26 protein-coding genes are annotated in these 20,191 nt (G+C 68.3%); 13 read left to right on the plus strand and 13 right to left on the minus strand.

Annotated features, from left to right (window positions below; all coding sequences use genetic code 11):
• The 10 genes from O7626_RS40745 to O7626_RS40790 all read right to left on the minus strand — a co-directional run.
• The coding region (locus O7626_RS40745) for a terminase (RefSeq protein WP_278066749.1) at positions 1–1,141 on the minus strand (1,141 nt) is incomplete at its 3' end.
• Between the two features lie 103 nt (positions 1,142–1,244).
• A complete protein-coding gene (locus O7626_RS40750; RefSeq protein ID WP_278064647.1) occupies positions 1,245–1,634 on the minus strand; it encodes a hypothetical protein in 390 nt (129 codons plus the stop codon).
• A gap of 485 nt (positions 1,635–2,119) precedes the next feature.
• Positions 2,120–2,326 carry a hypothetical protein gene (locus O7626_RS40755; RefSeq protein ID WP_278064648.1) on the minus strand — a complete coding sequence of 69 codons (207 nt, stop codon included), beginning with the start codon at positions 2,324–2,326 and terminating at the stop codon, positions 2,120–2,122.
• Between the two features lie 79 nt (positions 2,327–2,405).
• Entirely contained in the window at positions 2,406–2,765 is a 360-nt protein-coding gene (locus tag O7626_RS40760; protein WP_278064649.1) for a hypothetical protein, read from the minus strand.
• A gap of 837 nt (positions 2,766–3,602) precedes the next feature.
• Positions 3,603–5,993 carry a bifunctional DNA primase/polymerase gene (locus tag O7626_RS40765; RefSeq protein WP_278064650.1) on the minus strand — a complete coding sequence of 797 codons (2,391 nt, stop codon included), beginning with the start codon at positions 5,991–5,993 and terminating at the stop codon, positions 3,603–3,605.
• Positions 5,990–6,439 carry a hypothetical protein gene (locus O7626_RS40770; RefSeq protein WP_278064651.1) on the minus strand — a complete coding sequence of 150 codons (450 nt, stop codon included), beginning with the start codon at positions 6,437–6,439 and terminating at the stop codon, positions 5,990–5,992. The genes O7626_RS40765 and O7626_RS40770 overlap by 4 nt, the downstream gene beginning before the upstream one ends.
• Positions 6,436–6,831: a hypothetical protein gene (locus O7626_RS40775; RefSeq protein WP_278064652.1), complete on the minus strand. Its 396-nt coding sequence runs from the start codon at positions 6,829–6,831 to the stop codon at positions 6,436–6,438. The genes O7626_RS40770 and O7626_RS40775 overlap by 4 nt, the downstream gene beginning before the upstream one ends.
• A 134-nt stretch (positions 6,832–6,965) precedes the next feature.
• Positions 6,966–7,583 (minus strand): hypothetical protein, encoded by a 618-nt coding sequence (locus tag O7626_RS40780; RefSeq protein WP_278064653.1) that lies wholly within the window; start codon positions 7,581–7,583, stop codon positions 6,966–6,968.
• The gene (locus tag O7626_RS40785) at positions 7,580–8,107 is read right to left on the minus strand and encodes a hypothetical protein (RefSeq protein WP_278064654.1); all 528 of its coding nucleotides are present in this window, start codon (positions 8,105–8,107) and stop codon (positions 7,580–7,582) included. Before O7626_RS40785 ends, O7626_RS40780 begins: the two co-directional genes overlap by 4 nt.
• A 234-nt stretch (positions 8,108–8,341) precedes the next feature.
• Complete coding sequence (locus tag O7626_RS40790; RefSeq protein WP_278064655.1) at positions 8,342–8,551, minus strand: helix-turn-helix transcriptional regulator; 210 nt, start codon at positions 8,549–8,551, stop codon at positions 8,342–8,344.
• Between the two features lie 293 nt (positions 8,552–8,844).
• Between O7626_RS40790 and O7626_RS40795 the strand changes: the two genes are divergently transcribed.
• A complete protein-coding gene (locus O7626_RS40795) occupies positions 8,845–9,774 on the plus strand; it encodes a helix-turn-helix transcriptional regulator (protein ID WP_278064656.1) in 930 nt (309 codons plus the stop codon).
• Between the two features lies 1 nt (position 9,775).
• Here the strand turns inward: O7626_RS40795 and O7626_RS40800 are convergent, their stop codons facing one another.
• Positions 9,776–11,266 (minus strand): recombinase family protein, encoded by a 1,491-nt coding sequence (locus O7626_RS40800; protein ID WP_278064657.1) that lies wholly within the window; start codon positions 11,264–11,266, stop codon positions 9,776–9,778.
• 168 nt (positions 11,267–11,434) lie between these two features.
• On the opposite strand from O7626_RS40800, the gene O7626_RS40805 reads away from it, so the two are divergent.
• The 11 genes from O7626_RS40805 (at position 11,435) to O7626_RS40855 (ending at position 19,374) form a co-directional block, all read left to right on the plus strand.
• Positions 11,435–11,725, plus strand: a complete 291-nt coding sequence (locus O7626_RS40805; RefSeq protein ID WP_278064609.1) for a hypothetical protein — start codon at positions 11,435–11,437, stop codon at positions 11,723–11,725.
• Positions 11,722–12,159 carry a hypothetical protein gene (locus O7626_RS40810; RefSeq protein WP_278064610.1) on the plus strand — a complete coding sequence of 146 codons (438 nt, stop codon included), beginning with the start codon at positions 11,722–11,724 and terminating at the stop codon, positions 12,157–12,159. The genes O7626_RS40805 and O7626_RS40810 overlap by 4 nt, the downstream gene beginning before the upstream one ends.
• A complete protein-coding gene (locus tag O7626_RS40815) occupies positions 12,159–13,064 on the plus strand; it encodes a hypothetical protein (protein WP_278064611.1) in 906 nt (301 codons plus the stop codon). The genes O7626_RS40810 and O7626_RS40815 overlap by 1 nt, the downstream gene beginning before the upstream one ends.
• Positions 13,061–13,408, plus strand: coding sequence for a hypothetical protein (locus O7626_RS40820; RefSeq protein WP_278064612.1), 348 nt, complete (start codon positions 13,061–13,063; stop codon positions 13,406–13,408). Before O7626_RS40815 ends, O7626_RS40820 begins: the two co-directional genes overlap by 4 nt.
• A complete protein-coding gene (locus O7626_RS40825) occupies positions 13,405–13,983 on the plus strand; it encodes a hypothetical protein (RefSeq protein ID WP_278064613.1) in 579 nt (192 codons plus the stop codon). The genes O7626_RS40820 and O7626_RS40825 overlap by 4 nt, the downstream gene beginning before the upstream one ends.
• Positions 13,983–14,231, plus strand: a complete 249-nt coding sequence (locus O7626_RS40830; protein WP_278064614.1) for a hypothetical protein — start codon at positions 13,983–13,985, stop codon at positions 14,229–14,231. The genes O7626_RS40825 and O7626_RS40830 overlap by 1 nt, the downstream gene beginning before the upstream one ends.
• Positions 14,228–14,650 (plus strand): hypothetical protein, encoded by a 423-nt coding sequence (locus tag O7626_RS40835; protein ID WP_278064615.1) that lies wholly within the window; start codon positions 14,228–14,230, stop codon positions 14,648–14,650. Before O7626_RS40830 ends, O7626_RS40835 begins: the two co-directional genes overlap by 4 nt.
• A complete protein-coding gene (locus O7626_RS40840) occupies positions 14,647–14,829 on the plus strand; it encodes a hypothetical protein (protein WP_278064616.1) in 183 nt (60 codons plus the stop codon). Before O7626_RS40835 ends, O7626_RS40840 begins: the two co-directional genes overlap by 4 nt.
• Entirely contained in the window at positions 14,826–15,746 is a 921-nt protein-coding gene (locus O7626_RS40845; RefSeq protein ID WP_278064617.1) for a hypothetical protein, read from the plus strand. Before O7626_RS40840 ends, O7626_RS40845 begins: the two co-directional genes overlap by 4 nt.
• 133 nt (positions 15,747–15,879) lie before the next feature.
• Positions 15,880–17,145: a hypothetical protein gene (locus tag O7626_RS40850; protein ID WP_278064618.1), complete on the plus strand. Its 1,266-nt coding sequence runs from the start codon at positions 15,880–15,882 to the stop codon at positions 17,143–17,145.
• 81 nt (positions 17,146–17,226) lie between these two features.
• Complete coding sequence (locus O7626_RS40855) at positions 17,227–19,374, plus strand: hypothetical protein (RefSeq protein WP_278064619.1); 2,148 nt, start codon at positions 17,227–17,229, stop codon at positions 19,372–19,374.
• A gap of 59 nt (positions 19,375–19,433) precedes the next feature.
• Here O7626_RS40855 and O7626_RS40860 read toward each other — a convergent pair whose 3' ends face one another.
• Positions 19,434–19,679: a hypothetical protein gene (locus tag O7626_RS40860; protein ID WP_278064620.1), complete on the minus strand. Its 246-nt coding sequence runs from the start codon at positions 19,677–19,679 to the stop codon at positions 19,434–19,436.
• A gap of 87 nt (positions 19,680–19,766) precedes the next feature.
• Here O7626_RS40860 and O7626_RS40865 point away from each other — a divergent pair, with 87 nt between their 5' ends.
• Positions 19,767–19,979, plus strand: coding sequence for a hypothetical protein (locus tag O7626_RS40865; RefSeq protein ID WP_278064621.1), 213 nt, complete (start codon positions 19,767–19,769; stop codon positions 19,977–19,979).
• Here O7626_RS40865 and O7626_RS40870 read toward each other — a convergent pair.
• A partial coding sequence (locus O7626_RS40870) for a hypothetical protein (RefSeq protein ID WP_347404888.1) occupies positions 19,953–20,191 on the minus strand: 239 nt, incomplete at its 5' end. The genes O7626_RS40865 and O7626_RS40870 overlap by 27 nt on opposite strands.

Raw genomic sequence — 20,191 nt, forward strand, 5'->3', positions numbered from 1 at the left:
CCGCCATGTCGGCCGTGAACGCCGCCGACGGGCCGTTCGGCAGCCAGCCGAGGACCTGCGGCCGCACACGGGCGATAACGTTCGGCAGCTCGCGGCGAAGGTCGTCCACACACGTCGGCCCGTCCCACGCCGCCACGACCTCGACCCGCACCCGATCGTCGAGCAGAACAGCGGCAGCGGCCAACGTGGCGTGCAAGCCATCGGGAGCGAGGTCCAGACACAGCGCGATCCGGGACCGGGCATCGTCGAGAGTGCCGACGTCGAGGCACGCCGACCACAACCCCGCGTTGATCGCCGGGTTAAGGATCTTGACCCTGATGCACATGACCTCGGTCTGGAACTCGGTCAGCGCCTTACCGCCGGTTTTCACCGCGCGACGGGCGTCGGCGAGCAGATCCCGGGCCTTCTGTCCGCGCCGGTTCATATTCGGGTTGGCCTGCCCCAACGCGAACACGTCCAGCGGGTCCGCGTCTGGCGCGGCGGAGTACTCGGCGAGGAACGTGTCGGTGTCCGGATCGTGCGGCACGTACTCGGTGCCGTCGGGCAACTCGTCAACCAGGGCGTCGCGAAGGTCGTTGAGCACCGCACTGCGGTCCGATCCGGCGTTCGACAACAGCCACGCCTGCGCGTCGTCGATCGACCCCATCGTGCGGACCGAGGCACCCCACGCCGAGTAGTCGGTGTGCTGGCGCAGCTCGTCGAGAGCGAGCCGGTTCACCGACAGGGACCGGCCGCCCTCCTCGTTGCTGGCGTCGATCGCGTAGCTTGACCCCCACGGCTCACCGGCCGCCGTCCGGGCCGGGGCGAACATCTCGATCTCGCCATTCGCCTCCCGATACCAGCGCCGACCCAACATCTGGTCAAGCCCGGACTGCTCTATCAGCTTCAGGGACTTCTTCCACAGCTTCTTTGCCATCGGCAACTTCGTGCTGGTAGCGAGGATCTGCGGGACCCGCTCGACGAACATCCAGTACGGCACCAGCACGACGACGATCTCGGACTTGCCGTTCTGCCTGGCCACGATGATCAGCCGGTACTTGAACCGCTCCCGGCCGTCGGGCAGCAGCTCCCCGGCGTGGATGACCGTCCACCGCTGCCACGGGTCGTACGGATGCGCCAACACATCCCGCGCGAAGTCCACCTGGTCAAACCCGATCGACGTCTCTGGGGTGAGCGGGCACCCGCACCCGCACGGACCGGGTGGACCGGTCACCAGCGGCGGGGTCCACAGACGCGGCGTGGTGCTACCCAGCACCTTGTCGACGTCGAGCGCGTCGCTTCGTGAACTCGTCGAGCTGGGCAGCGACAGGGTTCCCACCCGAGGCACCTCCCTTCACCGTACGGCCGGCGGCGGTCATCCCCAACGCGGTCAGCGCGGCCAGCAGCTTCGGGCCAAGGTCCGATGCGACGCTGTGTGCCGCCAACGCCTGCTCGATCTTCGCCATGTGATCCGGCGCCTTCGGATCACTCGACTCGGTGACGGCCAGCCGCAACGCCCGCAACGGCGCCTCATACTTCGCCAACGGCACCGCGTCATCGATCAGCGCCGCATACCGCTTCGCGAGCGCCACCGCCCCGCCGTCCTGCTTCTCCGGCTTCGCCTCCCGCAACGCAGCGGCGAGCGCGCGTGCCATAGGCCCCTGTGTCGTCACGCTGCGTCCCTTCCTTACTTACTAGTCACTTAGCGTCGCTAAGCGACCCCGGGGAGAGAGAGGACAGAGGGACGTGGATGTCCCCACCCCATCTGACCAGGGAAAACTCAGTCTCGCTTGCAAGCCTCTGACCTGCGGATATGTAGGGTGTCTTCATGTCCATGGTCACCATTGTGTCCTTGGTCGTGGTGGTGGGTCGGGTGCGGCGAGTGGGTCTCCGACCTTGAGGTTGCATGGGGTGCAGGCGGCCATGGCGTTGTCCCAGGTGTCGCCGGCTGCTTTGCCGCGTGGGTGGTGGAGGCAGTCGGCTTGGCCGAGGCAGTGGCGGGGTTCCCCTCGGCGGGTGTACCAGGTGCCGGGTAGGGCGAGTTGGCACCGGCCGCCGTTCACCTGCTGGTTGTGTAGGAGGACGGCGGCACGGAAGCGCCGGTAGCGCCTGGTGCTGCCGCCCTTCCATCCGTGGGACATCAGCCGAGTTCGCAGGCGAAGATGTCGGGGTGCTGGTCGATGAACTCTTGTCCGGCTTTGTGCATGGCTTCTTCGAGCTGGTTGAAGATCCAGTCGTGGTAGCTGTCGGCGCCGGATGCTTCGGCGGCGGCGAGTTGGTCGGCGGGCCAGTGGTCGATGTCGCGGGTGGTGGCGCCGAAGGTGAGTACCCGTAGTTCTCCGCTCATCGTGGTGGCCTTTTGTCGAGCCAGGCATACCAGCCGGCGAGGGTGAGGATGGCGAGGTAGACGATGGCGTCAGGCCAGGTCATGACGGGTTCTCCTGGGTGTACCGGCGGTAGGCGTCTGCGAGGGCGTCGGTGGCTTGGGTGGCGAGGTTCATCCGGTCGATTTCTTCGGGGCCGACGGTGACGGTGTAGGTGAGCGTCTGGGGGGTGATGCCGCGTCGGGTGAGGAGTTGGAGTGCGGCGGCGAGGTGTTCGAGGCACAGCTCGATTTCGGCGCCTTCTTCGGCGACTTGGGCGGTGCACCTGTCGAGGGCGCCGGTGGTGCGGCGGCTGAAGGTACGTCGGGTCAAGTAGCGGCAGGTGGATCGGCGGCCGATCTGGTGGCCGGGTCCGGTGGTGTCGAGTTCGGGGCCGTGTTCGGTCATGAGTCGGACGGGCATCGGTTCTCCTTGGGGGTGGGTTGCCAGCCGTGTTGTGCGGCTCGGCGTAGGCGTGCGAGTGCGGCGGCGTGGTGGTCGACCGCCGTGGGTGTCTCGGGTGAGACGGTTTCGCCGGCTGGTGTTGAGCCCGTCGCGGTGACGGTCTCACCCTGAGACCCGGACGTGTCGCCTGTAGTGGGTCCCTGGTCGTCCGGGTTGTGGCGACGGAGTTTCGTCGCGTGCCGCTGGGTGAGACCGTGGTCGCGTCGTTCGGCGAGCTGGGTGCGTTGGTCGCGTCGGGCTTCCCGGGCGGCGATCGTCGCGGCGACGGCGCGTCGGAGCCGGTCCGGCCAGTCGTCTGCCGACTCGGTGTGCGTACCGGGTTGGAGTTGTGGGGCGTCCACATCCGGTCCGCACGGGGACAGGGTGTCCCTCTGTGGCTGGTCGCACTGGGTGCGATCGGGGCGGGATGTCATGACACCGCCTCGGGGGTTAGTTCGCGGGTTAGTTCGCGGATGGTTCGCAGGGTGGGTTTTGGCGTGGATATACGGGGTGACCTGCGCTGTTGCGGCTCCAGCGAGGGGTTAGTTCGCAAGTTCGCATAGTTCGCAGGGAAGAGAGGGTGACGGGGGGTGGGCACAAGGCTCTGAGAACCGGGGACAGGCCCTATAAGCAGTAGATATACAACATCATCAATATAATCTCCGTACGTCATAGTGATCACCCCTCACACACCTTTCCCTGCGAACTAAGCGAACTAAGCGAACCAATGCCTTAGTCGATCTACATCTGTCCTGCTCATCCCCCATCTGCTGCCACTGGCCACCTCGGCGAACTAACTGCGAACCAACTCGCGAACTAACCCCCGGACCGCACCCGGTAGTACGTCGCTGCCGGCGCCCCACCGTTCGGACCGACCTGCCGTGAGCAGGCGTAGCCACCGAGGTTGAGCAGCTTGTCGAGCAGTTCGTCCAGCTCCTTCTTGGTCTTGTGGCGCTGGAACAGCTCAACCGAGATGGCCTTGCGGGTACGCCCGGTCTCCGACTCGTCGATGAACTCCATGAGCCGACCCAGGTCCCGGTCTCCGGCGGCCGACCCGAACACGTAGCGGGTGCTGGCCTCGACGTAGTCCCAACATGCGAGGGCGGCCCGTACGTGCCGCTCGTCGACATCGAGCGTGCCGTCCAGGAGGGCGTAGATGACCGACAGTCGGGCACTGTTGGCGTGCCAGCGAGCGAGCAGCGACTTGACCGGCGACTCGGCCTCGTCGCGTCGCTGGTTCATCCGCTTGTGGTACTCCGATGCCCACAGCTTCCGCGCTGCCGCCGTACGGCGGAGTTCACCACGGTCGTGATAGGCGCGGAACAGGGCCCCGGTGACCTCGTCCAGCCGACGGCTGAAGTCGCGTACGTCGTCCGGATCGGGCGCCGACCCTTCCGGCAGGGTCTTACTCATCCGGGAGCAGACAGTCATGAACCGGTTCGCGAGCCCGTTCGCCACGTCGGTAGCGGTGAGCTTCCCGACCAGTTCGGTCGGCGTGATCTGCGGAACGATGACAACGTGAGAGCCAGTAGCCCGTAGCGGCGAGCCGCTGGTCATCGTCTGCAACGGCAGGTCGTCGTACGCCTCCCGGAGGGTCCCGGAGAGGGAGTTCCCCTCCCGTCGGGCGCGCTCCAAGACGCTGGCGAACTCGGGGGCGTCGACCCACAACCGCTTGTCGTGCACACCCTCGTCGAACCCGGGCGCTGACGGGTCGTCGCCGTTCGCGTCTCGGACGATACGGATCAAGCCTTCACCGGTCGACAGGCCGGTGGCGGTGTTCATCTCCACGAACTGTTTGTCATGGGTTCGCCAGAAGGATCGGACGACTGCTACGGCGGTGCCCTTGGCGCCGGTTGCGGTGTCGCCGCAGAGGATGGGCCACACCTTGGGTGCGTGCCGGGTGTTTCCGCCGGTGATGTAGTAGCCCGACCCGAAGCGACAACCGGCCGTGGCTAGGAAGGTCAACATGACGGCGGCCGGATCGGCTTCAGTGTGCGGGTCGTAGAGGTTCACGAGGTCGGCGGCTAGACCGTAACGGGCGTCCTCGTGAAGCACCGGCCAGGCGGGACCAGCCGTCGCCGCCCGCTTCTGCGGCGACTCGGTCCGGGCCCTGCCCTGTCGGTGCGGTTCATTGACTGGCCACCGGTCACCACCATGCCCAGCGGCCCGTAGCGCCGATGCGGCTTGGTGGTCGTTCCCCTGGTGGTCGAGGATCGCGTACGCGCGGAACTTGGTGATGCTCTCCTCCGTCGGGAACTCGGTGCTCGTCGACCACACCCAGAGGGCGTCGTGCCGGCCGCCGGTACGGGCGGACCAGCCGACCTTCTTGTCGTCGCCCGGCCGCCGCCAGTAGTCCATGTCGCCCTTGCGCCAGACGTGCTTCCATCCGTGCGGTTCGAGGATGTCCGCCCACCCGGTCCGGGCGGCCCACACGTCACCGGGCCGATCGCCTGACTGCGCCGCTTGGCGTGCCGCCGGTCGGGTCGGTGGCTCCGGTTCCGGCATCTGGTCGAGCACCGCGTGTACGGCGGCGAAGAGGGCGTCCCGCTCGGCCCATGTGATCGTCGGGACGGCACCGGGGGTGCTGCTGCCGCTGAACTGCCACGGTTTGCCGCTGTCGTGGGTGGTGCCGTGGCTTGGTGCGACGACCACGAACCCGCCCTCGCCGCGTGTCTCGGCCAACACAGTCGGGATGACCTTGTTGGGATGCTTCGCGAGCAGCGCCCGGTCCTCGTCGGTGTACTCGTCCTCCCGCTTCGGTCGGCGGGCGACCTTCGTGTTGCCGGGCACCTCGCGGTCGGCGAGCCGGTAGAGCAGGTGCAGTCCACCGCTGGGGGTCCACTCGGCGTATCCCTTGCTCAAGCGGCGCCATACGTCCAGCACCCCGGCCGCGTCGAAGGCGGGAACGAGACGTTCGCGGGCACCGTCGGCGACGGCGCGGCCTTCCAACTCGAACATCTCCAGCCCACCGGAGATGGCGCCGCAGACCACGCCGAGCCCGGTCCGGTCGGCATCGTTGAACCAGGCGGCCATCTGCTGGGCGGACGGTTGTTCGGCTTGGTATCGGGTCCATCCGGCGAGGTCGGGTCGCTTGCTGCCGTCTGCCTTGACGGGCAGGACGGCGCAACCGGCGGCGTGCCAGGCTCGGGCTGCGGTCCGTACATCCTCGGCCGTGAGGGTGGCGACGTCCGGAAGCGTGGCGGTCACGCGCCTGCCTCCGGCACGTCGACCAGCCGGGCGAACTGGTTACGCGCGTTGTTCCACCGCTTGTGGGCGGCTAGGAACGCCTCGTGCGTGCCGCCGACGTCGGGGTGAGCGGCTGCCATCTCGGCTTTGAGTCGGGACAGTTCGGCCTTGAGGGCGGTCGTGTCGACCCGGCGGCCCCGCGCGTCGAGTTGGGGCGGTTCGAGGTAGAGGTGAGCGTCCGGGTCCCACCACGAAGTCCGCTTACGGGCCGAACAGCCGTCGGCGCCGGACGCCTCCATGGCCTGACGGTCGACGTAGCCGATGTCGTGGGTGAGCCACCGCCGGAAGTAGATCCGCTTGGGGGTCTTCTTCACGACGCGCAGGGGCATGACGCGGTCGCGGTCGTCCGGGTCGTCGCCTCTCGGCACGATGCAGTACAGGTACTCGACCTGCTCGATGGCGCTCACGCCGCCTGCTCCATCCACGAGTCGTCGTCTGCGACGGAACGGCGGGTGTGGAACAAGTCGTCGAGGTCCGGTTCCTGCCGCATGATCAACCGACTGAACCAAGGCCCGTAGTTGTTGTTGATTTTGAAGTCGGGATCGTTGGTCCGGACCGCGACCTCCCACCTGACCCGCTCGATCAGCGAGTTGATGCCGAGCTTCGGCCTGCCGGTTCGGTCCCGCCACTCCCTGGCGAACGCCACCAGCAGCGAGTAGATCGCGGGGTTCGCCTCGTGGTACCGCCAGAACTTCTCGCTCGGGCTGAGGCTGTCGTCTTCCGGCTCGGCCCGAGCGGCGTCGGCGGCAACCTGGTCGAGGAGAGCGAAGAGGCCATCCTGTGCGCCTTGGTCGTCCATGATGCTGGCCTTTCGGTGTGGGTGGTGCCGTTCAAGTGGTTCGCTCCCCAGCGCGCCCCGGCCGCCACTTGATGGCGACGTGTCCCGGCCGGTCCCGGTCTCGGGGCTGGTGTTCAGGTGGTGGTGCATCAGGATCAGTCGGTCGACGGGTTGCCGTCGTCGGAGTCGTCCTGCGGCCAGCGCCAGCGGGAGAACCACGACGCGACGGTTCCGAGGTGGGCTGCGATCAGGTCCCGCTGCCGCTGGTCGAACGCCTGCTGCATCAGCTCGTCGATCTCGTCGCACACGTCGGCGGCTCGCTGCCACGCCACGTAGATCGGGTTCTTGATCGCGCACGGCCGGCACAGCCGGAGCACCTTCAGCGGTGGCACGCTCACTTCGACGTGGTGGCCCTGGACGGTCCGGACCCGCCCGCAGTCCCCGCAGGTGACCTTGTCGCCGTAGCCGAGGGTGATCGGCAGACGGCTGGAGAGCACGAACCGGCGTGCCTTCAACGTCTCGCAGACTGTGCACGCGCCGTCTTCGTCGAAGCCGGGCTCGCTGGCGTCGCACCAGCGGCACACCTCGGTCACCATCTCGTCGAAGACCCGGGCGGCTAGGCCCTGGTCGTAGACGACGATGCCGCTGTCGGTGTGGTGCTTGTCGTGGTGGGCCAGCTGGTACCGCTGGGTGAAGACGGTGACGAGTTCGCCCATCTCGTCGGTGACGCCCTGGGCGGTGAGGAACCCGATCGGGGTCATCCCGCCGGTCACAGGTCGGCTCCGGTCGGAACCGAGTGAAGCCGGATGTACCGCTCCTGCTCGGCGGCTCGGTGTGCCTCGATCTGAAGCCCGAGGGCGTTGATGGCCAAGGCGCTGATCTGCCGGAGCCGGTTGTCGGGCGTCAACTCGAAGGCGGAGTGGATCTCTTCGAGGGCGTCCCGGAGGGCGACGAGGGCGGCGCCGTACTCGTGGTCGGCGATCTGGACGCAGATCCGGCAGAGCGCCGTGGCGATCGACGGTGACGTCTCGCCGAGGACGAGGTGGACGTGGGTCGGGCCGCCGTCGTCGTACTCACCGTCGTACGGGCCGTCTTCGCTCTCGTACGGGCCGCCGCAGCGGTGACAGGTCCGGTTGTCGTCCGGCCAGGTGTGCAGGACGAGGCGGATGTCGTTGGGGTCGAGCGGCTGTGTGGCGTGAAGGTCGAGGCGGTGGGCAACGAGTTCGTTGTGGGCGTCGCGGTCGACGGGAGTTCCGCTGACGTAACGGATGACCTGTGATTTAATGGACCCGGACATAGATGGACCCCTTTCGGGTTCTCCGGCCGGCCGGTGGTAGGACACCGAGCCGGCCAGCTTTTTCTGCCGCCCGGCTAGGCGGCGACGTCTCGTGGCGGTCGCGGTTGGCGGACGTCCACTCGGTGGAGTTCGCGCGCTGGTTGTGCCACTCCGAACAGTGCGCGCAGGGCGTCAACCTGACTCGGCGTGGCTGCCGGGGCATTCTTAGCCGCCGCTCGCGCCCACTCTGGGATCTCAGCGGTGGTCATCGTTGACCACCCCACGGTCAGCAGCGAGCAGGGCATCAGTCGGCACGTTGAGTGCCGCCGCGAGCGCCTGCGTGATACGGATGGCCGGCCATACGCGGCGGCCAGCTTCGAGCCGGGAGATGTAGGTGTCGTCGACACCGGAACGCCTGGCCAAAGCGACTTGTGTCAGCCCGGTTTCGAGGCGCAGCGCACGCAACGCGTGCCGGTTCAGTCGTGGGCCTCGGGCTCCTGCTCGTGCCTCTCTCACGATCGTTGAGTCTGCCATGATCTGGCTAAGTTTGCAAAATCGTGGTCAACTTTAGATGCGGCGCGATAATCAGTGCGCCGTCCGTTGGGTCATCCTTGCGGCAGGCAGGTGTCATGCTTGGGCCACGCTTGCGCAGGTCATACCCTGTACGGTCTGCCAAGTTCCACGTAGAGGGGGTTATCGCTGTGCGTGCTGGGGAGCACCGACGGGATCGGTCCGAGCAGATTGGGCCGCGTAGGGACATGGCAGATTTGCCGTTCAGTGATCGGCTACGGCTACGCCGCGAGGAGTTGGAGTTCTCCCAAGAGGAACTAGCCGAGCTGGCGAACGTATCTCGGGGCACCGTGCGGAACGCCGAGGCGGGGAAGGCTATGAGCGCCGGGTCCTTGAAGGCGCTGGAGGCGGCCGTCGGATGGCGTCCCAGCTTCCCCCTGCCCCTGTCCCCCGTCCCCGTTCAGGTGCTCGGTGCCGAGACGCTCTCTCGGATCGGCAAGGCGCTGGTCGACGACGAGATCACCCCGGAGGCACTGGAGCGACGTCGGAACATCGCCGACTTCATGGCACTGATCTTGGCCATCGGCGAACAACCCCCACACTTGCCGGTCGCGTTCGAGAAGGTCACCCGCTTCATCCGCAGGGCCGGTAAGCCTCGTGACGTTGCCTTGCTGTTCGACGACCTTCTGGAACTCGGACTCACCGTCAAACCGATCGGCTCCGATGTCGATCCGGAACATCGCGCCGGCCACATGGGCAAGGCGGTCGGGACGCTGGATGCTCCCGAGATGCCGGACCCACCGACCGGGGAAGACGTGTTCGCACCGTACGACAGCGACTCTCCGATCCCCACGTCTGCGGTCGACAGGGAGGTTGTGCGTAGGAGGCTGCAACTTCTCCATGATCAGGTGGCATGGGTTCGGAGCTTCGGTCATTTGTGGGCCGACGTCCTGAGTTCCCCCCGGGAGCGGTACGACATGGAGGAGAGGATCCTCGGGTCCGCGTCTCCGGGAGAGATACTGACCATTGCCCGTTCTGGGTTGTCTCAGGAGGATCAGGATGGCTTGGCGATGTACGTCCGCCGCCGCCGAGCCCGGTTCGATGTTCAGCTCCTAGTGGAGCTTGAGCAGATCATCCGCGAGATGCAGCGGCGGGACGAGGAAGGCGGCGGCGACTAGGTCACTGCTGCTCTTTCCAGTGATCGCCCCAAGTCTTCTCGTCACCGTGGTACCGGGAACCGGCGAGTCTCCACCGATCGAACCTCGGCCCCGCCCCCCGGCCGCCGGGGACCAACACAACATCGGCGATGGCCCGCACGACGTCCCGACGCACGAGCGGACCGAGGTTGGCCCACTCCGAAACGATGTCGACGTCGGCGAGCGCCACCAGGGTAGGCGGGGTCGACAGCCGCTTCACCTTGGCGGCGGCGGCGTCGATCTGTGGCAGCAACTCGGCCTCGATCGCGGCCAGCCCGGCGGCGGACAGGCCGGCGGCCGGGTTGGCGGCCCGGCTGTAGAAGGTGTTCAGGTGGTCGCGTAGGCGTTGTTCTTCGGCCTCGGCTGCCCGTAGCGCGGTGTTGTCGCCATCCTGCTGGAAGATCCGCCTCGAACTTGGCCGGTCGAGCCAGGCGAGGATCATCCCCTCGATAACCTCCTCAAGCCCACGCGCGGACCCGGACACCTTGAAGCACTCGGCGTTGCGGCACTGGTAGGCGTACCCGCCGTTGTTGTTGCGGGTGACCGAGCGCAGGGTGTGGTTGCACTCGCTGCACCGAACCGCGCCCGTCAGCCAATGCCTGCTTCTCGAATCGTTGTGCAGGCCCCGCGACTTGGTCACCCGGTCGTAGGCACGCTGCCACACCTGGAGGTCAACGAGCGGCTTCCAGACACCCTTGCCGATGACCTTGCCTTGGTGGACGCGAAGGCCGGCGTAACTGTGGTGGGTTGCGAGCTGCCTCACCTGCCGGTCGGTCCACTGCCCAAGCTTCATGTGCTTGTGGTCCCGGTCGCAGCCTGGGTCGCAGGGGCGTTGTGGTGGGGCGATCTGCCGGTCGTTCAGGCTCATGGCGATCTGCCGGTACGGCTCACCCTTGGCGATCCGTTGGATCACCTCCCGGACAACCGGCGCCTCTGCCGGGTCTGCCACCTGGTCGAGGAACTTGCCGCGTTCGTCGTAGACGCGTGCGAAGCCGTACGCCAGGCGGCCGACCGGTTTGCCCTGCTTGGCTGCGATCCGCTTCCCTCGGCGGGTGCGCTCGCTGATCTTCGCTGACTCGTCGGCCGCGTCGACCCCTTCGTCGGCGAGGGTGCGCCAGTCCCGGCGGACGTTCAGGTTGTAGGTCCGGTCGTGGGAGATGATCCGAATCGGTACGCCCTGCTTGCGGCAGTCGCGCAGGAAGGTGAACCACTCGACTTCGTCTCGGCTGCCTCGGCTGGACTCCCACATGGAGAGCATCTGGCAGTTGCCGGAGCGGATGTGGGTGAGCAGTTCGTTGAAGTCGGGTCGTGGCCGTCGGGCGTACCGGGACGCGGACCGGTCCGGGTCGGCGAAGATCCGCCCGACATCGAACCCCTGGTCTTCGCAGTCGTCGCGGAACTCCGCTTCCTGACCGGCGACGGACTGCCCGTCGTCGCGGTTGGACTTTCTCCCGTAAAAGTCTGCCGTTGTCACCCTTGCAGACTAGGCGCAAGACACTTACTCTTCAAGAAGACAAGTCAACATGCGCCTAGTAGCTCGGAGTAGCTAGGAGGTGCGCCCCGGGGTCCGGAGCAGGCACTCCTTCCCCCGGCACGACTTGACCCGCACCACTCGTCGTACACACGAGAGGAACGAACCCAGGTGTCATCTTCCACGACGCCCACCACGGGCAACAACACCGCCCCGCCGACCGAGGTCGAGCGGATCGCCGCCACGATGCGGCAGACCATCACCGACAACGGCGCCGACCACGCCTACGTGTACGCCATGACCCTGATCCGCACCCTCCCCGCCGGGCTCACCGACGCCGAGCACCGGGCCAGGGTCGCCGACATCGTGGCCGGCATGGACCGGGCGTTCGCTGACCTGGCCCGTGAGCAGGACGAGCGGATCGCCGCCCTGGTCGCCGAGCGGTCGGGGGTGGCCCGATGACGAACCTCGTCCCCGCCAGCCCGGACCCGCGCGCCGAGCTGGTCGCCGGCCTGCGCGCCCTGGCCGACTTCTTCGAGGCCAACCCGGACATGCCGATCCCGTCGTCGCCGAAGTTCGAGCACATCGTGCTGACCGACAACGACCGGGACGGCCTCGCCGAGATGGCGCAGATCGGCCGCCTGCTCGACGTCGCCCCGATCACGTCGGCGAGCCTGCACACGAACGTCAACACCCGGTTCCGGGGTCTGGCGTACCGGGCGTTCTACGTCGCCCGTGACCGGATGGCCCAGCACCGCGAGGAACAGTCGTACGTCGACAACGTGCGGGCGGCCCGGCCGTCGGTGCTGGACGGTGAGGTCGTCACCCCGACCCGTGCCCTGCCCGCCCGGTCGTCGTCCGCGAACAGCGTTGCACTGCTGGGGGTGACCCGCTGATGGGCGTCTTCAGCGTCTCCTCCCGCGACCCGTACCCGACCGGCGGTGTGAAGCTTCCGGCGCCGCGTGCCGGTCAGCCGTCGCTGCACCAGGAGAAGACCGACGACCGGGGCCAGGGGGTCACGGCGGACCGGCTCGTCGACCACGCCGCCGCCCTGGCGGCCGGGCACGCGATCACGTTCTCGAAGCCGGATCTCGACGTGGAGGCGTGGCACGACGCCCACCCTGAGCAGACCGGCGACCGGCCGTCGTGGATGACCGTCCCGGACCGGCCGTGGTGCTGCGGCATCCACAACGAGACCGACAAGGGCGACGACCGCATGTGCGCCCGGACCCTGATCGAGGGTTTGCCGCTGCGGGCGATGCCGCCGATCCCGGCCGACGCCCACATGCCCCGACCGTGCCCGGCGACGCTGTCCGTCGAGGTGTGGCAGATGCCCGGCGCCGCCGAGCCGATGGTGATCCTGTCGGCGTCCCTCGGCCACTGGGAGCATCGGTCGCTGCGGTTGACGGTCGGTGAGGCTGTCGACCTGGCCGGGAAGATCCTCCGGCACGTCGAGTGGGGCGAGCAGCCGTTGCCGCTGTCCCCGCCGCCGGCCGGTTCGCCGTCGTGGCAGAAGACGGCGTGCCCGGTGTGGGCGGACTGTGACCACCGGGAGACCGAACTCGTCGGCGACCGGTTCCACCGCACGGCCGCCGGGTCGATGGTGAAGGTCGATCTGTCGCTGGACGGGTTCGACTCGTTCGTCGAGGTGTCGCTGGTGCAGGACGAGCAGTCGGCGGAGTCGAAGGTGGAGCTGTCGCACTGTGACCGGCAGTTCGCGGACCTGCTGACGGGTGAGGCTCGGATGCTGGCGGCGAACCTGCTGCGGGTGCCTGCCCTGATCGTTGGCGGTGCCCGATGACGATCACGCCCGTTCGGCCCGCCGACCTGGCCACGCCGTGCCAGCCGTGGTGCGGGGACGACTGCCAGTCCCGGATTCCCGGAATCGAGCACCACACCGGCCCCGTGACGACCGTCAACGGCGGCACCGACACCGACCCCGCGTTGGGTGTCTCGGCCCGGGTGGAGCGGTACGACCTGGCCGACGCCGAGGGCATCGACCCGGGAGAGCCGTACATCGCCGTACAGGTCGGCGAGTGGGACTTGCTGGCCGAGAGTGGCCTCCTGACGGCAACCCGGGCACGGATGTTCGCAGCCGAACTGCTCGCCCTGGCCGACGCCGCCGAGTCGGAGGCTGCGCGATGACGATCACCGTTACTCCGGTAACGGTCGGGCAGGCTGCCGTCGGGGCTTCGGTCCCGGCGGTAGCCGCCGCCCCGGCCCTGCCGGAACCCGACTGGTGCCTGTGGACCCCGTGCACCCCCGACCGGCACGACGGGTCGCGGATGCACATGTCCCCGGCGGTCGACGTGCCCACCGCCGCCGGAACCGGCCTGCTCGACGTGCGCCTCTGCCAACTCGACGAGGAGACCGAGGCCGGGCAGACGCAGGTGTCCCTGAACGTCGGCCGGAACCTCGGCAGCATGGCGGACCTGACGCCGGAGCAGGCGTTGGTGTTCATCGAGGTCGTCCGCGACCACCTGATGACCGCCGCCGGCCCGGCCGGTGTGCCGATGCCCGTCGAGCGGGTCCGGCTCGGTGACGAGCTGCTGACCCCGGACGGCAACTGGGAAGTCGTCGAGATCGTGGACGTGGACGGCTGGCTGTACGAGGGCCACCCGTCGGCGGTGTCGATCAACACTGCCGCGCACAGCGAGGACGAGGAGCACTACCGGTACCCGATCGGCACGCCGGTCCGCGTGCGTAAGGCGGTGTCGTGATGACCGTCCTGATCAAGCGGCGGACGGTGAAGAACCGGGCGTACGAGCTGCACGACGCCGACCAGCCCAACGCGGGCGCTTTCGCTATCGCGATGCGCAGCGCCGATGGGTGGAAGGTCGCGGCCCGTGGCGGCCGGATGGTCGGCGAGCGGCTGGACGGCCGCACGGCGGCGGCTCTGGCGACGCGTACCGCGCACGAGCAGATCCACATGGGTGCGGTACGGGCTCTGCTGGGAGGTGCCAAGTGAAGGTTCGGATCATCGGCACCGAGCGGGAGATCGAGGTCGGGGAGCACCTGCTCCGTGACGGCTTGGACGTCACCGACGTCCACCACCGGCAGTCCCGGAACCACGGCACCCCGATGGCGTACCTCCAGGCCGACATCCCGGCCGAGGCGCCGTACCTGGTCGTCACCCCGCCGTTCCGGATGAAGACCACGATCCCCGCCGAGCCTGTCGAGGCCCGGCAGGTCCGGCCGACCGACCTGGTCCGGGCTGAGGACGGCGGATGGATGCGGGTCGTGCGGGTCATCCCCGACCCGGTCAGCGAATCGACGGCGGCGGTGTTCATCGACGTCGTTCCGAACGTGCGGCCGACCCGGTGGGCGTTGAAGGTCGACGCCCTGCTGGTGCGGCGGCGTCTGCTCGATCGGGGGGACTGGGAGTGAGGCTCGTACTGAGTGGCCTGCCGTCGGAGGTGGCGGCGGCGAAGGAGCTGGTGAAGCGGACGTTCGTGGTGTGGCGGGCCGACTCCCGGCCGATCCGGTCGAGCAGTGCCGCCACTCCTGACTACGTGACCGTGTACCTGAACGTCAGCCTGCCCGGCGGGACGGGAGACAAGTCGTGACCGAGGAGGAGCCGAACTTCATCGCCCGGCACCTGCGCTGGCCGGCACTGGTCGCCGCCGTGGCGCTCACCGCGAAAGGTGAGTACGACCTGGCTCGGATGGCGCACTACGGCGAATGGATGGCAGTCCTATTCCCGATCTCGATTGATGTGTATTCGGCGGCAGCATTCCTGCGCCACCGCACGGGGGATGTCCTCGCCGGGTTGGCGTTGATGATCGGCTGTCAGATTGCCGTTCACTTGCTCCCGCTCCACATCACCGGCGAAGAGAAGGTGCCGTGGGGGTTGGTGATTGCGATCTCGTGCATTCCGCCGATCGTGGCGTGGCGGGCGCACGCGCTTGGCACCAAATCTCGGGCGGAAAAGACGAAGCCGGAACCGTCGATCGCCGAGCCCGTATCTGGCATGCCAGACATCGACGCGACGGACGTTGACGTACGTGATGCGTCGTTCGATCCGTGGTCGCTCGCCGAGCCGGCTCGTGACGCATCCCTGCCAGTCCACGCGGATGCATCACTCGGTGACCCGTTCGACGTACCGGCGATGCGTCACCCGATGCCGGAGGTGACGCGTCACGACACGCCCGCCCTGCCGGCCAGTGACGCACGGCTGACGTACCCGGCACTGACGCATCCGGCCCGCCGGACGGTGACGCACCGGATCAACGGCAGTGACGCGTCACCCGGCGACGGTCCGGACGGGTCCGAGGTGACGCGTCAGCCGGAGCCGGTGAAGACGCGTCGCGGTCCGAAGCCGGGCAAGGACGAGCGGATGGCCGAGGTACTCCGGCTCGTCGAGGAGGACGGCATGTCCGCCCGTGCGGCGGCGAAGAAGGTCGGCATCGACGAGCAGGCGGCCCAGCGGTACGTGCGGAAGCACCGGACCAACGGCCACACGGTGGGAGGTCACGGTGCGTAACCTCAACCCCTTGAGGACTCAACCCCTTGAGTCCCCGGAGAACCCGCCTCAGACGGTCGCCAAGGACCGGGAGACGGCATCTCCCCCGGCATCAACCCCCTTGACTTCTCAACCCCTTGAGAGTCGACAGAGCGTGACCGAGAAGGCGGCCGGAACCCGGCGGGGGAAGAAGCCGAACCCGCTGCTCGACCCGCCGATCCTGATGACCGCGATCATGCTCCTGGCCGTGCTGGAGATGGCGCTGTGGGCCGGCGTCGGCTGGCTGTGGTGGGCGGTCATCAACGCGGTGGCGGCCGTGATCGTGTTCGCGGCCCTGTTGGCGTGGCGCCGTCGCGGGAAGGGCGGTCTTCTCGATCGTCTCCTCGGTACGTCACGTCGGCCGGGTGCGTCATCCCGGTCTGGTGCGTCACCCAAGGGCGCGTCATCGAAGAAGCCGGGCGGTGCGTCACGGAACCCGCTGAGTCGCCTCCTGAACCCCAAGGGTGCGTCACGTCCGCGCGGTGACGGATCGGGGAAGAAGCCGGGTCTGCTTGACGCACTGCGGGGCAAGCGGCCGGGTGCGTCACGAAAGCCGGCCGGGTCCGGTGATGCGTCACGGCGGAAGCCGGGCGGGTCGGGTGACGCATCGGGGACGCGTCCGAAGAAGTCGAAGCTGTGGCCGTTCGGTGGCAAGAACCGGCCGGGCAAGTCGGGCGGGTCGAAGCCGTCGGGTGACGCGTCACGGTCGGGGAGTTCTCCATCCGGCAACCGGAAAGGGCCGGGCCGGAAGAAGAAGCCGGGCTTCTGGGATGACCTCCGCAAGGGATTCAACGACAAGCGGACCGAGGACAAGAAACGCGACGGAAAGCGCGACGAGAGCAAGAAGGAAAGGCCGGAGAAGGCGACCAACCCAACCCCCGCCGATCCGGAACAGGTGTCGGACAAGCCCGCACCGAAACAGCACAACGAGAAGCGGGCCGCACCGGCGCCGCAGCGAGGAAAGGAGACACCCATGGGAGTTCGACACGAGGACGACGCCAGCCTTCAGAGGTGGGGCCGGAACCTGCGGTCCGTTGCCCCGTCGATCGACGAGCTGGCGACGACGGCCCGGCAGCAGGGCGACATCGTGGAGGCCATCGCTACCGGGATGAAGCGGCTCGCCGACCAGGGCGAGAACGACCTTCCGGCGAGCAAGGCGCTGACGTCGGAGGCCGAGGTGATCGCGGCCGAGCTGCGGAAGATCCGCGAGGAGGACGACGATCGGGCGAACCGGCTGCGGGCGTTGGCGGCCCGGTCGGAGGCGCTGGCGGCCCGGTACGGCCAGGAACACGAGGTCGATGAGGCGCGGCTGGCCGGTGAGCGTGGCGGCCGGGCGCGGGAGAAGCGGGCCGACGTTTCGGCGGCCGAGCAGGACACCTGACCTGTCCGGGGTGTCCCGTGGTGTACACGCTGCGGGGCACCCCTGCCGGGTTCGTGGCCAGGAAGTGAAGGGGGTTGGGTGATGCGGAGTCGAAGCGGCGCGGTGTGGGTGCCGATGTGGATGCTGTTGGCGGTGCTGCTGGTGGTGGCGATCCGGCTCGGGTTCGCCCCGGTCGAGTGGTGGATTTCGCTGGTTGCCGGTCCGGTGATCGGTGTGCCGGCGGCGGTGGTGGTGTCGTTCGCGACGGACAAGCCGTGGGCGTCCGTTCACCGGTCTGCCGTGGTGCTGGCCGGGTCGGTGTGGGTGGCGTTCGTGGCGAAGACGGGTGCGGTGCAGTGGGCGGCCGTCAGCCTCGGCGCCGTGGGTGCGTTGTTCGCGGCGCTTGAGTTCGCGGTCGCCCGGAACCGGGTGATCGTGGAGACGATCCCGAACCTGCCGGACGTCGACCGGCGGCCGTCGGCGGTCCGGGAGTGGGAGGCGATGCTTCAGCGTCTCACCAAGACGAGGAAGAAGAGGGGTGAGGCCGAGGAAGACTGGGAGTGGTCCCAGCTCCGGGTCTCCGCCGTGACGCCGTGGCCGGACCGGACCGCCGGGGAGCAGGTGCACCTTGATCTGCCGGAGGGAATGACGGTCAAGGATCTGGCAGGGCAGACCGACAAGATCGCAGGCGCCCGACGTCTTCCCGCCGGCTGCGTCGTCCGCGTGTTGGACGGGCCGCACCAGGGCGCGGCGATCCTCGACGTGATGCTCCGGGACTGCCTCGCCGGTGACGGCCGGCGGATCTCGGAGCCAACCGACAAGGTGTCGATCTATGACGAGTTCGACATCGCGACGACCGCCCGGGGCGAGAAGCTGGACGTGTCGCTGCGGGAAGACTCGATGGTGGTCGGCGGCACCACCGGGTCGGGCAAGACGACGTTCCTACACCGGGTCATCATGCGGATGGCCCGCTGTGTGGATGCCCTGATCTGGATCGTTGACCCGAACGGCGGCGGTGTCGCCGCCCCGTGGATCGGCCCGTGGGCGCGCGGCGAGGCGTCGAAGCCGACGGTTGACTGGGTGGCGGAGGACGAGTACGAGGCTGCTGCCCTGGTCGCTGTCGCTACCGCGATCGTGAAGGACCGGAAGACGAGCCCCGAGGCCACGGCTCGGATGCGGGCGGCGAACACGACCGTTCTTCCGGTCGACGCGAAACTCCCTCTGATCCTGGTAATCACCGACGAGGGCGGTGAGCTGCGGCAGATGGCCGGACTGATTTCCAAGATCGTGGATGAGGGTATCGCCCGGCTGGCGCAGATCGGCCGAGCCCAGGGCGGCCGGGTCATCATGTCGGTGCTGCGCGGCACCGGGGACCTGCTCGGGAAAGGGCTGCGCACCGTCGCTTCACTGCGGTTGTGTCTCCGCATGGACGAGGAGGACGAGTACACGTACGTCCTCGGGGTGAACCCGGGCCGTGCCCGGCTGCTGCACATGGGGTCGGCGTACGTGTACCGGACGAAGGTCGACTACCGGCCGGTTCTGGCCCGGACGGTGGACGTCGACATCGCCAGCATCGAGCGGCACGCCATCGCAACCGCGCACCTGCGCCCGGACCTCGACGACCGGGGCAAGCGGGTGGCGGCCGGGGTTCGGGTTCAGGATGTGCTCGGTGGTCGGGATGCCGACGGCTTCCCCGAACTGCGGCGACACCCGGTGTTCCGGGACCTTCGGGATGGGCTGGTGTACGCGAACCGGTGGAAGCGGAAGGCGGCGATGCTGGCCGAACTGCGCGGCGAAGAAGTGCCGGAGGATGACCGGCCGGCGGAGCCGCCCGCGTTGGAGCGGCCGACGGTGGCGCCGATCGGCAGCGCGACGGAGCGGTTCCTGATCGGTACCGGGGTGACGTTGGAGCGGCAGCGTGCGCGGGCCGAGGTGACGTCAGGCGTCCAGGATCGGGCACCCGACAGTGGCATGGACGCGGAGGCGGAGCGGCTGCTGTCCGAGGCTCACCTGAAGCTGGACGGCGTACCGGGTGATCGCAGCAAGCCGGAGAACGCCCGCGAGTGGATCGAGCTGGTGTTGCGGGACGGGTACCCGGACATGATGACCGCCGCCCAGGTCCACGCGCAGATGGGCGAGCAGGGTGTCGAGGTGTCGTACCAGCGGGTTTATGACCTGCTGAAGTCGATGGCGAAGGCCGGCGGCAAGGTGCGGCAGGAAGGGAACAGGTACGAGCTGGTCCGCGAGTAGGCGGAAACGAGAGGAACCCCCGGCCCGATGTGGGCGCGGGGGTTCTTCCGTGTCTGGGGTCAGCCGACGGCCTTGAGGAACCTTTCGACGGCGCTGCCCGGCTTCGGTACGAACTTCGGCCGGGGCTGGTCGGCGGCCGGCTGGTCGGCGGCAGCAATCCGGGCGTTGGCGCGTACCGCGTCGGCGATGCCCTCCTCGACGGCGGCACGAACCGCGTCCGGGTCGGCGCCGAGCCGGATCGCGGAGTCGGCGGCGTCTCGTGCGCGCCGGGTGTACCGGGCTGCGATGGCGTCGTCGCTGTCCATGTCTCCACCATCGCACACGGGTGCGACCTCGATCCAGTACCGACAGAGGGGTGGGAGCTAATCTCCCACCCCTCTACGCTTGGAGGTATGACGGTGGTGTCAGTCCACGACGTCGCGGCCGAGATCCGGCGGCGGCTGCCCGGTGTCGACGAGCAGAAGCTTCACGCCCTGCTGTACTACTGCCAGGGTCACCACCTGGCGCACACGGGCGAGCCGCTGTTCCGTGAGGAGATCGTCGCCGCGCCGGCCGACTTCTGGGACACCGACCGGGCGTCACTCCCGCCCGTCGTCGGCGGGTAGCCCGGTACGCCGCACCTGTTCCGCCTCGGCCGGGGTGCCGTAGCAGTGCCCATGCTGACAGCCGTCGGGGTCACCGCACGGGTTCCGGATCAACCGGCCCGGCTGATCCCGCACGATCCCGACCAGTTCAGTCGTCAGCCGGGACTCGTCCACGATCCGCTGCGCTTCCGCCGCCTGCTCCGGGGTGTGCCTTCGTGGCCTGGTCATGAGCC

Origin of the sequence: Micromonospora sp. WMMD1102, assembly GCF_029626265.1 — a bacterium.
In the GTDB taxonomy this organism is placed as follows: Bacteria; Actinomycetota; Actinomycetes; order Mycobacteriales; family Micromonosporaceae; genus Plantactinospora.

Excerpts from the sequence above, each read along its gene's own strand:
- O7626_RS40750 (WP_278064647.1), bottom strand. The coding sequence starts at position 1,634 with ATGGCACGCGCGCTCGCCGCTGCGTTGCGGGAGGCGAAGCCGGAGAAG.
- O7626_RS40755 (WP_278064648.1), bottom strand. The coding sequence starts at position 2,326 with ATGAGCGGAGAACTACGGGTACTCACCTTCGGCGCCACCACCCGCGAC.
- O7626_RS40760 (WP_278064649.1), bottom strand. The coding sequence starts at position 2,765 with ATGCCCGTCCGACTCATGACCGAACACGGCCCCGAACTCGACACCACC.
- O7626_RS40775 (WP_278064652.1), bottom strand. The coding sequence starts at position 6,831 with ATGGACGACCAAGGCGCACAGGATGGCCTCTTCGCTCTCCTCGACCAG.
- O7626_RS40785 (WP_278064654.1), bottom strand. The coding sequence starts at position 8,107 with ATGTCCGGGTCCATTAAATCACAGGTCATCCGTTACGTCAGCGGAACT.
- O7626_RS40795 (WP_278064656.1), top strand. The coding sequence starts at position 8,845 with ATGGCAGATTTGCCGTTCAGTGATCGGCTACGGCTACGCCGCGAGGAG.
- O7626_RS40810 (WP_278064610.1), top strand. The coding sequence starts at position 11,722 with ATGACGAACCTCGTCCCCGCCAGCCCGGACCCGCGCGCCGAGCTGGTC.
- O7626_RS40815 (WP_278064611.1), top strand. The coding sequence starts at position 12,159 with ATGGGCGTCTTCAGCGTCTCCTCCCGCGACCCGTACCCGACCGGCGGT.
- O7626_RS40820 (WP_278064612.1), top strand. The coding sequence starts at position 13,061 with ATGACGATCACGCCCGTTCGGCCCGCCGACCTGGCCACGCCGTGCCAG.
- O7626_RS40825 (WP_278064613.1), top strand. The coding sequence starts at position 13,405 with ATGACGATCACCGTTACTCCGGTAACGGTCGGGCAGGCTGCCGTCGGG.
- O7626_RS40830 (WP_278064614.1), top strand. The coding sequence starts at position 13,983 with ATGACCGTCCTGATCAAGCGGCGGACGGTGAAGAACCGGGCGTACGAG.
- O7626_RS40855 (WP_278064619.1), top strand. The coding sequence starts at position 17,227 with ATGCGGAGTCGAAGCGGCGCGGTGTGGGTGCCGATGTGGATGCTGTTG.
- O7626_RS40860 (WP_278064620.1), bottom strand. The coding sequence starts at position 19,679 with ATGGACAGCGACGACGCCATCGCAGCCCGGTACACCCGGCGCGCACGA.
- O7626_RS40865 (WP_278064621.1), top strand. The coding sequence starts at position 19,767 with ATGACGGTGGTGTCAGTCCACGACGTCGCGGCCGAGATCCGGCGGCGG.